At 63.4% G+C, this 15360-nt stretch carries 16 protein-coding genes and 1 pseudogene; 4 read left to right on the top strand and 13 right to left on the bottom strand.

The window, feature by feature from the left end; all coding sequences use genetic code 11:
• Positions 1-298: 298 nt before the first annotated feature.
• A complete protein-coding gene (locus DBV08_RS31100; protein WP_007736091.1) occupies positions 299-934 on the top strand; it encodes an O-methyltransferase in 636 nt (211 codons plus the stop codon).
• On the opposite strand, the gene glgC is transcribed toward DBV08_RS31100, so the two are convergent.
• Positions 931-2145 (bottom strand): glucose-1-phosphate adenylyltransferase, encoded by a 1215-nt coding sequence (gene glgC / locus DBV08_RS31105; RefSeq protein ID WP_003945185.1) that lies wholly within the window; start codon positions 2143-2145, stop codon positions 931-933. The genes DBV08_RS31100 and glgC overlap by 4 nt on opposite strands.
• Positions 2146-2277: 132 nt before the next feature.
• Between glgC and glgA the strand changes: the two genes are divergently transcribed.
• Positions 2278-3450: a glycogen synthase gene (gene glgA / locus DBV08_RS31110; protein WP_124569917.1), complete on the top strand. Its 1173-nt coding sequence runs from the start codon at positions 2278-2280 to the stop codon at positions 3448-3450.
• A 6-nt stretch (positions 3451-3456) separates the two neighbouring features.
• Here the strand turns inward: glgA and DBV08_RS31115 are convergent, their stop codons facing one another.
• From DBV08_RS31115 to dapE, 10 genes are all read right to left on the bottom strand, one after another.
• On the bottom strand, positions 3457-4296 hold the full coding sequence (locus DBV08_RS31115) for a putative RNA methyltransferase (RefSeq protein WP_095972924.1): 840 nt from the start codon (positions 4294-4296) through the stop codon (positions 3457-3459).
• A 117-nt stretch (positions 4297-4413) separates the two neighbouring features.
• Positions 4414-4581, bottom strand: a complete 168-nt coding sequence (locus tag DBV08_RS31120) for a DUF3117 domain-containing protein (RefSeq protein WP_003945169.1) — start codon at positions 4579-4581, stop codon at positions 4414-4416.
• 151 nt (positions 4582-4732) lie between these two features.
• Entirely contained in the window at positions 4733-5314 is a 582-nt protein-coding gene (locus DBV08_RS31125; RefSeq protein ID WP_124569918.1) for a DNA-3-methyladenine glycosylase I, read from the bottom strand.
• Entirely contained in the window at positions 5314-5691 is a 378-nt protein-coding gene (locus DBV08_RS31130) for a DivIVA domain-containing protein (RefSeq protein WP_124569919.1), read from the bottom strand. Before DBV08_RS31130 ends, DBV08_RS31125 begins: the two co-directional genes overlap by 1 nt.
• A 32-nt stretch (positions 5692-5723) precedes the next feature.
• Complete coding sequence (locus tag DBV08_RS31135) at positions 5724-6665, bottom strand: glucosyl-3-phosphoglycerate synthase (protein WP_003945188.1); 942 nt, start codon at positions 6663-6665, stop codon at positions 5724-5726.
• Positions 6662-7561, bottom strand: a complete 900-nt coding sequence (folP, locus tag DBV08_RS31140) for a dihydropteroate synthase (protein WP_124569920.1) — start codon at positions 7559-7561, stop codon at positions 6662-6664. Before folP ends, DBV08_RS31135 begins: the two co-directional genes overlap by 4 nt.
• Positions 7562-7591: 30 nt before the next feature.
• Entirely contained in the window at positions 7592-9364 is a 1773-nt protein-coding gene (locus tag DBV08_RS31145) for a long-chain-acyl-CoA synthetase (protein WP_095972910.1), read from the bottom strand.
• Between the two features lie 88 nt (positions 9365-9452).
• Positions 9453-10010, bottom strand: coding sequence for a TIGR00730 family Rossman fold protein (locus tag DBV08_RS31150; protein ID WP_124569921.1), 558 nt, complete (start codon positions 10008-10010; stop codon positions 9453-9455).
• Positions 10004-10807, bottom strand: coding sequence for a TIGR00730 family Rossman fold protein (locus tag DBV08_RS31155; protein WP_003945176.1), 804 nt, complete (start codon positions 10805-10807; stop codon positions 10004-10006). The genes DBV08_RS31150 and DBV08_RS31155 overlap by 7 nt, the downstream gene beginning before the upstream one ends.
• A 16-nt stretch (positions 10808-10823) precedes the next feature.
• The gene (gene dapE, locus DBV08_RS31160) at positions 10824-11894 is read right to left on the bottom strand and encodes a succinyl-diaminopimelate desuccinylase (RefSeq protein WP_185564996.1); all 1071 of its coding nucleotides are present in this window, start codon (positions 11892-11894) and stop codon (positions 10824-10826) included.
• 49 nt (positions 11895-11943) lie between these two features.
• Between dapE and dapD the strand changes: the two genes are divergently transcribed.
• On the top strand, positions 11944-12897 hold the full coding sequence (dapD, locus tag DBV08_RS31165) for a 2,3,4,5-tetrahydropyridine-2,6-dicarboxylate N-succinyltransferase (protein ID WP_019749368.1): 954 nt from the start codon (positions 11944-11946) through the stop codon (positions 12895-12897).
• Positions 12897-14279: an amino acid permease gene (locus DBV08_RS31170; RefSeq protein ID WP_073513025.1), complete on the top strand. Its 1383-nt coding sequence runs from the start codon at positions 12897-12899 to the stop codon at positions 14277-14279. Before dapD ends, DBV08_RS31170 begins: the two co-directional genes overlap by 1 nt.
• A 9-nt stretch (positions 14280-14288) precedes the next feature.
• Here DBV08_RS31170 and DBV08_RS31175 read toward each other — a convergent pair whose 3' ends face one another.
• Positions 14289-15047 (bottom strand): ABC transporter permease, encoded by a 759-nt coding sequence (locus tag DBV08_RS31175; RefSeq protein WP_124569923.1) that lies wholly within the window; start codon positions 15045-15047, stop codon positions 14289-14291.
• Positions 15047-15360 (bottom strand): annotated as a pseudogene (locus DBV08_RS31180) (ABC transporter ATP-binding protein); the annotation flags it as partial. The gene DBV08_RS31175 and the pseudogene DBV08_RS31180, both read right to left, overlap by 1 nt.

Here is a 15360-nt window from a genome sequence, read left to right on the forward strand (position 1 = left end):
TGACCTGGTAAATAAGTTGATCCTCCTGCTCGGGATCGCGTAGTTCGATCACCGCGTTGTCCGAATCACGTGATGCGCGATATTCGGGAGAACCAGCCGATGCTGTGATTTGTTCCCGATCACCGAGCTGCGAAAGACCAACTTGGTAGAAATCGATACCGCCGTGCGATCTTCGATCCGGCGATGTATACACCTTTTCTCATCGCGGTGTGCACGCCATATGAGGAGCCTGAGGGATTCCTGAGAATCCTGGTGACTGCGCGCCTTGCAGCGACAATCCGAACCGCCCGATAACCTCATGAGCGTGACCCACGCCGAACAGATACTCCGCCACGTCGAGGACGTAGTTTCCGAGGACGAGATTTTGACCGCGGCGCGAGATCGAGCGCTGGATCTCGGAGCCCATCCGGTGACGCCTGCCGTCGGCGCGACTCTCGCCATGTTCGCGAGAATGCTCGACGCGAAGACGGCCGTCGAGGTGGGTACCGGAGCCGGCGTGAGCAGCCTGTGGCTTCTGCACGGAATGCGTGACGACGGCGTTCTGACCACGATCGACAGCGAACCCGAACATCAGCGGGCAGCCAAGCTGACCTTTCGCGAAAGCGGCATCGCTCCGGCACGCACTCGCCTGATCAACGGACGGGCTCTCGACGTCCTTCCCCGTCTCGCCGACGGTGGCTACGACCTGGTCTTCGTCGACTGCGCCGCAATCGACCACCCGCATTACGTCCGCGAAGGTGTCCGGTTGCTGCGCTCCGGCGGTGTCATCGTTCTGCACAACGCCCTCGCCGACGGCCGCGTTGCCGACAGCTCCGCCCGCGACGCGACAACTGTCGCGGTCCGAGAAGCGGCAAAGGCCGTAACCGAGGACGAGCGACTCATTCGAGTCCTGCTCCCCCTCGGCGACGGCCTCCTCTGCGCGAGCAAGCTCTAGATCCAGACGCCCTTACCGATGGCGACGACGCCGCCCTGACTGACGGCGAATCGTTCGCGGTCACGTTCGAGGTCGACACCGATGATTTCGCCGTCACCGACGACGACGTTCTTGTCGAGGATGGCGCGCCGCACGACGGCGCCCTTGCCGATGCGCACACCCGGCATCAGCACACTGCCCTCGACCGTCGCGCCGTCTTCGATCATGACGTTGGAACTGAGCACCGAATTGCGCACGGTCGCGGCAGACAGGATCGACCCCGCACCGACCACCGATTCCTGTGCGAGTCCGCCCTTCACGAACTTGGCGGGCGCGAGATTCTCGGTGGCGCCGCGGATGGGCCAGCGGCGGTTGTAGAGGTTGAAGATCGGGTGCACCGACACGAGGTCCATGTGAGCGTCGTAGAAGGCGTCGAGGGTACCGACGTCACGCCAGTAACCACGGTCGCGATCGGTGGCACCGGGAACGACGTTGTCCTTGAAGTCGTAGACCGACGCCTCACCCGCAGCGACCAAGGCGGGAATGATGTCGCCGCCCATGTCGTGATCGGAATCGGAGTTCTCCGAATCGGCGCGGATGGCGTCCACGAGCACCTTGGTGGTGAACACATAGTTACCCATGGACGCGAACGTCGAATTGGGGTCGTCCGGTGTCCCGGGAGGATGGGCGGGCTTCTCGAGGAACTGGGTGATGCGTCCGGACTCGTCGCTGTCGATGCAGCCGAAAGCAAAAGCCTCGCTTCGCGGTACACGAATACCGGCGACCGTCACCCCTGCCCCGGATTCGATGTGGTGCTGCACCATCTGTTCCGGATCCATCCGGTACACGTGGTCGGCACCGAAAACCACGATGTACTCGGGGTCCTCGTCGTAAACGAGATTGAGCGACTGCAGGATTGCGTCGGCGCTGCCGGTGTACCAGCGCGGCCCGAGCCGCTGCTGGGCCGGGACCGGAGTGATGTACTCACCCGCGAACCCGGACAATCGCCACGTCTGCGAAATGTGGCGGTCGAGTGAATGTGACTTGTATTGCGTCAACACACAAATACGCAGATATCCCGCGTTGACAAGGTTGCTCAACACGAAGTCGATAAGTCGATATGCACCTCCGAAGGGCACTGCGGGCTTCGCTCTGTCCGCGGTCAGCGGATACAAGCGTTTGCCCTCGCCCCCGGCGAGCACGATTCCAAGCACATGCGGCTGGCTTCTCACACCGCTAACCTATCCGCACTGGTGAACTCCCGCTAGCGAAGCAGTCCGAGAGGTCCGATCGTGTCCCCTCCGGGCGGACGGGGTTACGTTCGATCGGTAGCCGGATCGACCACGGGCGGTTAGGTTTAGCGCGTGCGAGTCGCGATGATGACCAAGGAATACCCGCCGGAGATCTACGGCGGCGCAGGAGTACACGTAACCGAGCTTGTCGCTCAGATGAAGCGGTTGTGCGAGGTCGACGTGCACTGCATGGGCGCCCCGCGCGAAGGCGCGATCGTCCACTCACCCGACCCCGCTCTCGCCGGATCCAACCCCGCCTTGACGACGCTTTCCACCGAGCTGCGGATGGCGGATGCCGCAGCCGGCGTCGACATCGTCCACTCCCACACCTGGTACACCGGACTGGCCGGGCATCTCGCCTCGGCGCTCTACGACGTACCGCACATCCTCACTGCCCACTCACTCGAGCCCAGACGCCCGTGGAAAGCTGAACAGCTAGGTGGTGGCTATCGGATCTCGTCGTGGTCCGAACGCAACGCCGTCGAGCACGCAGACGCGATCATCGCCGTCAGTTCCGGTATGCGACTCGACGTCCTCGACGCGTACCCCGCTGTCGATCCGAGTCGCGTGCACGTCGTACGCAACGGAATCGACACCGAGGTTTGGCATCCCGGTGGAGCGGCACCGGGAGCGCAGTCCGCACTCGCGTCGATCGGCGTCGACCCGGCGAAACCCGTCGTGGCCTTTGTCGGGCGGATCACGAGACAAAAGGGCGTCGGGCACCTCGTCGCAGCAGCACACCACTTCGATCCGGAGATTCAACTCGTGCTGTGCGCCGGTGCGCCCGATACACCGGAGATCGCCGCCGAGACCGAGAAGGCGGTGGCCGAACTCGCCAGGCACCGGGGCAATGTCTTCTGGGTGCGCGAAATGCTACCCACGGAGCAGATCAGGGAAATACTCTCGGCAGCAACGGTATTCGTCTGCCCTTCGGTCTACGAGCCCCTCGGGATCGTCAATCTCGAAGCCATGGCGTGCGAGACCGCCGTGGTCGCTTCCGATGTCGGCGGCATCCCCGAGGTGGTCGCCGACGGCGTGACCGGACGACTCGTGCACTACAACGCCTACGAGCCGAACGCATTCGAGGAGTCACTCGCGGCCACCGTCAATGCCGTTGTCGCCGACCGAGAAGGCGCAGACGCGATGGGTCGTGCAGGCAGAATCCGTGCGATCGACGAGTTCTCCTGGGCCGAAATAGCCAAGCAGACGCTCGAGGTCTACGCGGACGCCGTCACGAGACGCTGATCCGCATCAGATCTTGCGATAGGTCGAGACCGTCGCAGATGCGGTGACGGTGCTCGGCTGCGGCAGTTTCGCGACGGCGGCAGCCAGATCGGCGGGCGTCAGGTGTCTCGCCGACGGTCCCATCCCCACCAGGTCGAGAACATCCTGGTGCGAGAGCGACATCGTGAACTCGACCTCGTCGCTACTCACGCGCTCGAAATAGCCGGCCATCGACGATTCGAGACGTTCCACCTTGCGATCGTCGACCTTGACCATTGCGAGAATGTCGATCAGTTCACGCAGATGCCTGTCGGTGGGCGTCAAGACCACCAGGACGCCGTCATCGGCGAGAACTCGATGGGACTGCGGACCGTTGCGTGGTGCGAACACACAGAGCACGTGAGAGAGCGCTCCGTCCCGAATCGGCAGTGGTTGCCAGACGTCCGCGACGATCGAGCCGATCCTTTCGTGGACCTTCGCTGCTCGCCGTGCCGCAAATTTGGACACGTCCAAGGCTATCGCCCGAGAATCGGCAAGCGAATCCACGACGTGTGCGAGGTATTGTCCTGTGCCTGCACCGATTTCGACAATCCGCGCCGGTTCCGACCCTGCCGTCGTCACGCAGGCCCGCGAGACGGCATCCATCAGCGGACCGAAGTGGCCGGCGCCGAGCAACCGTGCACGCGCGGCGATCATCTCGGCACTGTCGCCGGTGAACTTCGTGGCACCGCCACTGATCAGGCTCACGTAGCCCTGGCGAGCGACGTCGAATCGATGCCCGCGGTCGCACTCGACGGCGCCGTCCACCAATTCCAACTCGGCAGCACACTGCGGGCAGGACAGAAGATCGATCACGGTGGCAAGCATTGATCCGTCCTTTCGGCTACCGGTGGTGCGCACACACTTCAGGCCCCGTACCGAATCGGATACGGAGCCTGCGTGCAATCACGTGCTGTTGTTCGTACTGCTACAACCTGGACCCGACTAGCTGGTGACGTTCGTGAGTTCCACACCGAGCGCTGCAGCTTCATCCGGGGTCAGCTCGACGACGAGGCGTCCGCCACCCTCGAGTGGAACCCGCATGACGATTCCTCGTCCCTCTTTGGTTGCTTCGAGGGGACCGTCCCCGGTCCGGGGCTTCATGGCCGCCATCCTCTGCTCCCTCCAGATCTGCGCTGCATTGCTCTGCGCCTCGACTAACGGTGCGCCCCGCCAACAATCAGCGAGGCTCGTACCCTCCATTGTTCCCTATGGATGCGGGAACCGGGAATCTGAGTCACATTTAGGGGTGTTCAGTCGACCGTCACACCTGCGCCGGAACCCAGCAATCAGCCACGTGATCGTCGACCATTCCGGTAGCCTGCATGAGCGCATAAGCCGTGGTAGGACCCACAAACTTGAACCCGCGCCGCTTGAGTTCCTTGGCCATGGCAGTCGACTCGGGAGTGACCGCCGGAACCTCTGCAATTGATGTCAGTCTTCTGGTGCGTCGAGGCGGCGAGAACGACCAGAGTAACGAATCGAGGTCCAGATCGGGTGAATTCACGAGCACTCGGGCGTTGGAAATCGTCGCCTCGATCTTCGCGCGATTGCGGACGATCGCGGCATCGGAGAGCAGTCTCTCCACGTCCGCAACTCCGTACGCTGCGACCTTGTCCGGATCGAACCCGTCGAAGGCTTCGCGGAACGCCTCGCGTTTACGCAGAATCGTGATCCACGACAGTCCCGATTGGAATGCTTCGAGGGCGAGCCGCTCGAACAGTTCGTCGCGCCCGTGCAGCGGACGCCCCCACTCCTCGTCGTGATAGTCGCGGTACAGCGTGTCACCGGGCGTGTCACCGGGCGTCTCGACCACCCAGCCGCACCGAACCAGTCCGTCTGTCATCAGCCCTGGGAATCCTTCGATTCGGATTCGGTCGCAGGCGCCTCCTGCGATGCTTCGGCCTTGGCCGGAGCATCCGCCTTCACCAGGACCTCAGACCGCTCGTCACGGCCCAGTTGTGCACGCAGAGAATCGATTTCCAACCCGAGGCGATGCAGGGCCCAATCCACTTCACTCGCCTTGTAGCCGCGCAGCACCTGCTGAAAACGCAGAGCGTCGACATCCGCACCGGTGACATCCTCTGCCGGGAGTACGGTCGCCGTCGTGCCAGGAGGCAGCGGCGGCAGCTCTTCCGAGCGCCCGAACACAGCACTGGCGGCAAGGAAGATCATCGCGCCGACCAGTGCCATGACAATCAGGTACAGGAGGATCGTCATCATGGACCGATACTCCCATACCCGAGTGTGAGCGGTCAGACCCCCGCGGTGCGCACTATCGAATTCATCGGGGGTCGATCGAGCAGCGATACCTCCGTGGTCTCGGGCACGAAAGAATCACCGTCGACCAGGAATTGGGTCAACCCCGCGCCCGAATCCTCGATCCCGCACCGCCTGAGCATCGTTCCGATGATCTGCCGACTCATCACGCCGAGATCGGCGAGCGGCCGGTTGCGATGCTTGCGCACACCGAGATTGACCTGACCGATCGCCGCCAGTCCCAACGTGTCGTACGTGTCGAGCAGCAAGCCGATCTCGACGCCGTAGCCGGGGGCGAACGGGACAGCCGAGAGCAACTCACGGGTGCCGGCGTATTCACCGCCGAGTGGTTGCAGTACGGACGTGAGTTCGGGCCGCAGCGCAGCCAACATGGGCCGCGCAACCAATTCCGTGACTCGTCCGCCGCCATTGGCGTCTTCCGTGCCGCTCACGCGCAGCGGGCGGCGGTAGTAACCCTTCACCAGATGGATGCCGTCCACCGTGAGCAACGGGCCCAACAGTTTGGGCACGAACGCCGGATCGGGATTGATGAGGTCGGAATCGACGAATGCGATCAGATCGCCCGTCGTTGCGGCGACCGAACGCCAGAGCACCTCACCTTTGCCCGCGGTCGGCGGGATGGACGGAACTGCGCTCTCACGACTGATCACCGTCGCTCCGGCCGCGCGCGCACGCTCGGCAGTACGGTCGGTGGAACCGGAATCGAGAACGATCAATTCGTCGACCAAGCCCCCGAGCAAGGGATGAATGGTGTCGACCACCGCAGCAACGGTGTCTTCTTCGTTGAGCGCGGGCAACACCACCGAGACGGTTCGGCCACCCTTCGCCCGTTCGAGTTCGGCGACCGTCCAACTCGGATGGTCCCAACTGTTGGCGTCTGCCCATACGCGGGTCGGGCCCGCACCTGTGATACTCATGCCAGACCTCGAACCGTACGTACCGGGGCGCGGCGTCCCTGGATCGCGGCCACCATGTCGACTACTCGACGGGTGGACGCCACCTCGTGAACACGGAACACCCGGGCGCCGCCCGCCGCGGCCATTGCTGTCGCTGCCAATGTTCCCTCCAACCTCTCGGAAAGCTCCACACCAAGAGTCTCCCCGATGAAGTCCTTATTACTCAGCGCCATCAGCACTGGCCACCCGGTGTTTACAAGAACGTCCACTTTCCGCAACAACTCGAGCCCGTGGAAGGTGTTCTTACCGAAATCGTGGGTGGGATCGATCAGAATCGCATCGCGCGGAACTCCGAGCGCCAAGGCGCGTTCTGCTGCCGACACCACCTCGGTGACCACATCTGCGACGACGTCGTCGTAGCGGACACGGTGGGGGCGCGTGCGCGGAACTGCGCCGCCGGTGTGCGAGCAGACGATTCCGGCACCCGTCTCGGCGGCGACCACGACGAGTTCGGGATCCGCACCGGCCCACGTGTCGTTGATCAGGTCGGCACCTTCGTCGCGTGCCAGCCGTGCGACGCCACTTCGCCAGGTGTCGACGCTGATGATCAACTCGGGGTACTTGGCTCTGATCGCGGCGACGAACGGAACGACTCGCCTGACCTCTTCGTCGGCGTCGACGAGGTCACCGGGCCCGGCTTTCACTCCCCCGATGTCCACCAGATCGGCGCCTTCGCCGACGGCCCGATCGACGGCAGCCATCGCTGCCGAGTCCGAGAACGTCGCGCCCTGGTCGTAGAAGGAATCGGGAGTGCGGTTGACGATCGCCATCACCAATGCACGGTCGACCGCGACCGGACGCCCACACAGGGTGGGCGCCGGGCCTGGCTGCGCGGTCGAACCGGAGAGTGAAGACATGCCACTCATACTGGCATGACGGAACTCGGTCTACCCCTTGGGTACCGAGCCTGCCGCGACCTTTCCGACGTATTCGTCGTACGAGTCCACATAACCACCCTCGCGGCCTTCGAGAACGTGCAGAGTGTCGGCGCCGACGTCGTAACCTTCGTTGCGCAATTCCACCTTGCGCGACTTGAAAGTGCTGGTGTGTTCGAGTGAGTCGACGATGCGGATGAACAGCGGGACCGCGTAGTTGGGGAGCTTGCCGTAGAGGTGAGCCGCGACTTCGGTGCCCTCGAAACTCCCGCCGTCCCGCAGCTTGACCGCTGCCATGCCCGCGCGACCGTCGGTGCCCGGAATCTCGACGCCGTAGACAACTGCTTCCTCGACGGCCGGGTGCGAACTCAGCGCGCCCTCGACCTCCGTGGTGGCTACGTTCTCACCCTTCCACCGGAAGGTGTCACCGAGGCGGTCGACGAAGGCGACGTGGCCCCATCCCTGCTTGCGCACCAGGTCTCCGGTGTCGAACCAGGTGTCGTCGTCCTTGAATCCGCCGCGTACCAGCTTGCTGTTGCTCGCCGCTTCGTCGGTGTAGCCGTCGAAAGGTGCTCGGTCGGTGACCTTGGACAGCAGGAGCCCGACCTGACCCGTGGAAACCTTGCGCAGTCGACCGTCGGCTCCCCGCAACGCTTTTCCGGTGTTCTCGTCGAACTCCACCACGGCGTGCGGCAACGGGCAGATACCTGCTGTCTTGTCCACGTTGAGTGCGTTGACGAACGCGATGTTGCATTCGCTCGCACCGTAGAACTCGGCGACGCGGGGAATGCCGAACCGCGCAGTGAACTCGGCCCAGATCTCCGGGCGCAGACCGTTACCCACCATCAGCCGAACTGCGTTGTCGCTGTCGGTCGGCTTGGCCGGCTGGTTGAGCAGATAGCGGCACAGTTCACCGATGTAGGTGAATGCGGTCGCCTTGTTGAGTGCGATGTCGTCCCAGAACCGCGAGGCGGAGAACTGACGTCCGATCGCGATGGTCGCACCGGACGCGAGCACCGACGACAGCGAAACCGTCAACGCGTTGTTGTGATAGAGCGGCAGGCAGCAGTACAGAGTGTCCGAGCCCCGCAAGCGCACGCCCATCAACCCGAGACCGGACATCGACTTCAACCAGCGGAAGTGAGTCATCAAGCTCGCCTTGGGCATTCCGGTGGTGCCCGAGGTGAAGATGTAGAACGCCTTCTCCTTCGCCAGCACCTCGGCGGTGACCGCCGGGTTGGCCGGATCAGCCGTCTTCGCCAGATCGGAGAGTTCACTGACAAGAAGTTGATCGGGCCCGGTAAATCCGGCGGGCAACGATTCGAGGGCTTCCTCGCACTCGTCGGCGACCACCAGGACGCGAGCGTCGAGCAGCGTAAGGCTGTGTGCCAGAACGTCGTCGCGCTGGTTGTAGTTCAGCATTCCTGCCGCGGCACCGAGTTTGACGGCAGCGAGTGCAACCAACAGGGCTTCAGGAGTGTTCTTTGCCAGAACGCCGACGACGTCTCCGCGGTCGACGCCTCGGCCACGAAGAACATCCGCGTAGCGATTGACCAGTTCGTTGGCCTCCGCGTAACTGGTCGCGTGGCCCTCGAACCGGATGAACGGGCGCGACGGGTGCGCGTGCGCGGCCTTCTGGAAGATCAACCCGATCGATTCCTTGGCCGAAGGCTTGCGTGTGAGCCCGGCGGCCCCCCGCGCCAGGATCGGCACCTCGGTGATCATCGACGGCAGTTTTGCCGCCAGATCCAGCAGGCCGACGGTCGAACGGGCTTCCGAACTCATGGCTCCCCTAACACGTATCCGGCGCCCATTCGGCCGCCCAGTCTGCGGCCACCTTACTGCACGGTAATAAAGCCCGCCATGCCCCAGGTCAGCCTTTCACGCACGCGTCGAGCGCGGCCTCGACATCCGTTCTCACCAGCAGGGTGTCCAGCGCCTGACGCCCGACGAAGCCGGTCCCGTCGAGCTTGTTCAGCCACTCGAGCAGGCCGGTGAAGTGTCCGACGGGATCGAGCATCACCACCGGCTTCTCGTGCATCCCCAGGTAACCCGCGGTCCACGTCTCGAACAGCTCCTCCAGCGTCCCGATCCCGCCGGGCAGCGTGATGAACGCGTCGGCGTGATCTTCCATCAGCTTCTTGCGCTCGCGCATGGTGTCCGTGACGATCAGCTCGTCGGCATCGACGTCGGCAACTTCCTTGTGCACCAAGGCCTTCGGAATGACGCCGACGGTCCAAGCACCCGCCGTGCGAGCGGACTCGGCGACAGCGCCCATCATCGAGACATTGCCGCCGCCCGAGACCAACTGCCATCCGCGTCGACCGATCGCGGTGCCCACCTCCGACGCCAACGCCAGGAACGATTCGTCCACCGGACCTGACGCGCAGTAGACGCAGATCGAGTACTTCTTGTCGGAATCGGTCACCATTCTTCTTCTTTCCCCAGATCTGCGGCCTCGTCGACGCCCTTGTCGGCGTTGAGGACGATTCGTACTGCTTCTTCCACGCTGTCGGTGACGTGCAGCAAGTTCACGTCGCCTTCGGAAATCTTGCCGTCACGCTCGAGGGTGCCGCGAATCCAGTCGACGAGTCCGGACCAGTACTCGGTACCGAACAGGACGATCGGGAAGCGCGTGACCTTGTGGGTCTGCACCAGAGTCAGTGCCTCGAACAGCTCGTCGAGTGTTCCGAAGCCGCCCGGCAGGCAGATGAATGCCTGGGAGTACTTCACGAACATCGTCTTGCGTGCGAAGAAGTAACGGAAGTTGATTCCGAGATCCACCCACTCGTTGAGTCCCTGCTCGAACGGCAGCTCGATGCCGAGGCCGATCGAGTATCCACCGGCCTCGCTGCAACCGCGGTTGGCAGCCTCCATGACTCCTGGTCCACCGCCGGTGATGACGGCGTACCCGGCTTCGGCCAACGCGGTTCCCAGCTCACGGCCGGATTGGTACTCGGGATGATCGACCGTGGTGCGTGCCGAACCGAACACCGTCACCGCACGCGGAACCTCGGCGAGCGCGCCGAAACCTTCGATGAATTCGCTCTGGATACGCAACACACGCCACGGATCGGTGTGGACCCAGTCCGTGGGTCCGCGCTTGTCGAGCAAGCGCTGATCGGTCGTGGTCTTCTCGTCCTTGCGCTTGCGGCGAAGCTGTACGGGCCCGCGGTGCTTGATCGACGAGCTCTGCTTCTTCGAAGCCGAATTCTTCTCTGGTGCCATGCGGCAAGGCTAACGGTCAGGCCGACAGATATTTCCTCAGCACGGCCGCGACGTCGGTGATCTGTTGCACCGGAACATGCTCGTCGCGCTTGTGCGCGAGGTTCGGATCCCCTGGTCCGTAGTTCACCGCGGGAATACCGAGTGCCGAGAATCTGGACACATCGGTCCACCCGTACTTCGCGCGGAACTGACCACCCGCCGCCTCGATCAAGGCGGCAGCAGACGGGTTCGCCAAACCGGGGAGTGCGCCGGGCGAGGAGTCGGTGACCTCGAATCCGAGGCCCAGGCCGTCGAACACTTCGCGCACGTGCGCCTCGGCTTGCGCCTCGTTGCGATCGGGCGCGAATCGGAAGTTGACGTCCATCTCGGCTTCGTCCGGGACCACGTTTCCGGCGACACCGCCGGATATCCGCACCGCCGACAATCCCTCGCGGTAACCACAACCGTCGATGTCGACCGAACGCGGCTGGTACACCGACAACCGCTCCAACGCTCCGCCGAACTTGTGAATGGCGTTGTCCCCCAGCCAGGACCTGGCCGAATGTGCGCGTGTTCCCGAAGCCGTCAACCGAACCCGCATCGTGCCCTGGCACCCGGCCTCGATGAAACCGGCCGTCGGCTCACCGAGAATTGCGACGTCGGCGGTGAGCCATTCCGGAATCTCGCGTTCGATCCGACCGAGGCCGTTGAACGTCGCGGCGATCTCTTCGCAGTCGTAGAAGACGAGAGTCAGGTCGTGAGCCAAGTTCTCGATGGTGGCCGCCAGGTGCAGGAACACCGCATCGCCCGACTTCATGTCCACGGTCCCGCAGCCGTGCAGAATGTCGCCGTCGCGTCGCGAAGGAACGTTGTCGGCGATCGGCACCGTGTCCAGATGTCCGGCGAGCATGACGCGGCTCGGCAGCCCACGCGACGTACGCGCCAACACGGCGTTGCCGTTTCGGATGATCTCGAAGCCCGAAGTCTGCTCACGCAGCGCATCCTCGACGGCCTGCGCGATGACGGATTCGTCGTGCGAGACGCTGGGGATGTCGACCAGGGCGGCCGTCAAGTCGATGGGGTCCGAAGCAAGATCGAGGATGCTCACACACACCAGCCTAGGCCGGTGCACCCACCACCCAGTAATCTCTAGTCCCGTGAGCGCACAGGGAGCAACAGCAGTAGGTATCGCCAACGTGACCGCGGACGGAACCGTCCTCGACACCTGGTTCCCGGCACCGGAGCTGGGAACATTCGACAAGACCGGTACCGAGAACGTCGAGGGAACAGACATTCCTTCCGATCTTGCACTGCTGGCAGGCACCGACGACGCTCGCGAGGTCTCGCAGGTCGTCGTCCGCACCACCATCGCCGATCTCTCCAAGGCGCCCGTCGACGCACATGACGTCTACCTGCGCCTCCATCTGCTCTCGCACCGCCTCGTCGCGCCCCACGGCGTTAACCTCGACGGTCAGTTCGGCCTGCTCAGCAACGTCGTGTGGACCAACTTCGGTCCGTGCGCCGTCGAAGGCTTCGAGCAGGTTCGCTCGCGTCTGCGCATCCGCGGAGTCGTCACCGTGTTCAGCGTCGACAAGTTCCCGCGCATGGTCGACTACGTCGTGCCGTCCGGAGTTCGCATCGGTGACGCGGACCGAGTCCGTCTCGGTGCACACCTCGCCAGCGGAACAACCGTCATGCACGAAGGCTTCGTCAACTTCAACGCCGGCACCCTCGGCAACTCGATGGTCGAAGGCCGCATCTCCGCGGGCGTCGTCGTCGACGACGGATCCGATGTGGGCGGCGGCGCCTCGATCATGGGCACCCTCTCCGGCGGCGGCAAGGAAACCATCTCCCTCGGCAAGCGCTGCCTCCTCGGCGCCAACGCCGGCCTCGGCATTTCACTCGGCGACGACTGCGTCCTCGAAGCGGGCCTCTACGTCACCGCGGGCACCAAGGTCACCGGCCCGGACGGCACCGTCGTCAAGGCCAAGGAACTCAGCGGCAAGTCGAACCTTCTCTTCCGTCGTAACTCGGTCTCGGGTGCCGTCGAGGTCGTGCCGTGGAAGGGCACCGGCGTCGAACTGAACGCTGCTTTGCACGCCAACGACTGATGAGCAGCACCGACGTCTCCGACGGAACAACCACTGCTCTCGGCCACGGTCTCAAGGTCCGACATCTGACGATGATGGGCCTGGGCTCGGCCATCGGCGCCGGCCTGTTCCTCGGAACCGGCGTCGGTATCGCCAAGGCCGGCCCGGCCGTCCTTATCTCCTACATCCTTGCGGGCGCCGTCGTGGTGTTCGTGATGCGCATGCTCGGCGAAATGGGCGCAGCGATTCCGGCCAGCGGTTCCTTCTCGCACTACGCGCGCCTGGGGATCGGCGAGTGGGCCGGCTTCGTGATGGGCTGGCTCTACTGGTTCATGCTGATCATGGTGCTGGGCGCCGAGATCACCGGGGCCTCGGCGATCGTGAACGACTGGGTGCCGTCGATCCCGCAATGGGTCGTCGCCCTGGTCTTCGTGGTGTTCTTCGCCGTGGTGAACCTGGCGAAGGTCAGCAATTTCGGCGAGTTCGAGTTCTGGTTCGCCGCAATCAAAGTCACCGTCATCATCGCCTTCCTCGTCATCGGCGTCCTGCTGGTGTTCGGCATCCTCCCCGATACCGATCCGGTCGGTACGAGCAATCTGTTCGGGCAGGGCGGCTTCATGCCCAATGGGTTGTCCGGCATCGCCGCAGGGCTTCTCGTCGTGGCGTTCGCTTTCGGTGGGATCGAGATCGTCACGATCGCCGCCGCTGAATCCGAGAATCCGGAACGCTCCATCGCCGTCGCTGTCCGAAGCGTCGTGTGGCGCATCAGTGTCTTCTACATCGGCGCCATCTCGATCATGGTTCTGGTGCTGCCCTGGAACGATCCCGAACTCGAGAGCGGACCGTTCGTGGCCGTCTTGAACAAGGCGAACATTCCGGGCGTTGCCGGGTTCATGGAACTCGTCGTCGTGGTGGCCTTGCTTTCCGCGTTCAACGCCAACATCTACGGCACCTCACGGATGGCGTTCTCACTGTCGCGCCGCGGCGACGGACCCGCTTTCATGGCGAAACTGTCGAGCACCGGAGTTCCGACCAATGCCGTTCTGCTGTCGGTGTTCTTCGGCTTCGTCAGCGTCCTGCTCAACTGGCTGCTCCCCGACGACCTGCTCGGCATCCTGCTCAACGCAGTCGGCGCTGCGCTGCTGGTCATCTGGATCTTCATCGTCGTCTCGCATCTGCGACTGCGTAAACAACTCGAAGCGTCGGGCAAGCTGACAGTTCGTATGTGGCTGTTCCCGTACCTGAGCTACGCGACACTCGCGATGCTCGGCGTCTTCGTCGTCCTCATGCTCTTCGACGCCGATGCCCGTGCACAGTTGATCTCGACCACAGTGTTGTTCCTCGTGATCGCGGCATTGGGTTTCCTGAACGCTCGCTGGCGTAAGCAGAATCAGCCCGCGTGATCTTCGCGCCTATGCATCTCGTCGGTTCACGACGAGGATGCTGAGACCGAAGACGACGAGCACGAAGAGGGCGAAGTAGATCAGGCTGCCCCAGGGTCCCCAGTGGAAGTCGACGCTACCGCCGGAACCGAGAAAGTTATTGGCGTTCATGAACGGCAGGAACGGCATGATCTTCTCGCCGATACTGCCGAACAGGTTGAACAGATTCTCGATGAGCAAGGGCCACAACAGTAGTAGCGCGATCGCACCGGCGGACTGCCGCAGCAACGCTCCCACTCCTACAGCTAGAACTACGCAGCAGAACGCGTAGATCGGCGTTCCGTAGACGATCCGCCAGTTCTCGTCGCCGGACAGAGTGAGGAATCTTCCCGCGTCACCTGACGTCGCCTTCGTGAGAGCGAAGGCGCCGAACGACAATACGAGAGTCAGTACAGCTCCGAACCCGCCGATGAGACCTGCTTTGGCGATCAGAACCGAGGCACGGTTCGGAACTGCCTGGAATGTGGTTCGGATTGTCCCGAAGCGATACTCGCTGGTGATCGCGAGGGCAGCCATGATCATCAGAACCAACACACCGAAGCCGGTGACTCCACTGAGCGCCCCCGACACGGTCGGCATCATTACACCGTCCGGTCTGTTGAGCGACGACTTGGCGCTCAGTCCGAAAACTGTGGCGAGCCCCAACCCGAGCACGATAATGATGACCGTGCACCACAGCGGCGACTTGGTCGTGGTGATCTTGATACGTTCAGCACTGAGAACAGCCATTACAGTGCACCTCCCATAGCCTGCTGTGTGTTTGCGTGGTGGGCTCCGGCACCCGGATCGACACCGGACGCGTGGTACTGGACATCGTCTCCGGTCAACTTCATGAACGCATCCTCGAGCGACCCCTGCTGGGACGCCAACTCGTACAACACGATTCCCTGTGAACCAGCCAGACCACCGATCACATCGGTCGTCGAATCCACGACCACCAACGCCGGCGCAACACCCGAACCGTCCTCACGCACCGTCAACCCCTGCGAGAGCAACACACTGCGCAACGCATCGAGCTGAGGACTACGCACGCGCACCGTCG

Source organism: Rhodococcus sp. KBW08 (assembly GCF_003852455.1).
Classification (GTDB): Bacteria; Actinomycetota; Actinomycetes; order Mycobacteriales; family Mycobacteriaceae; genus Rhodococcus_F; species Rhodococcus_F baikonurensis.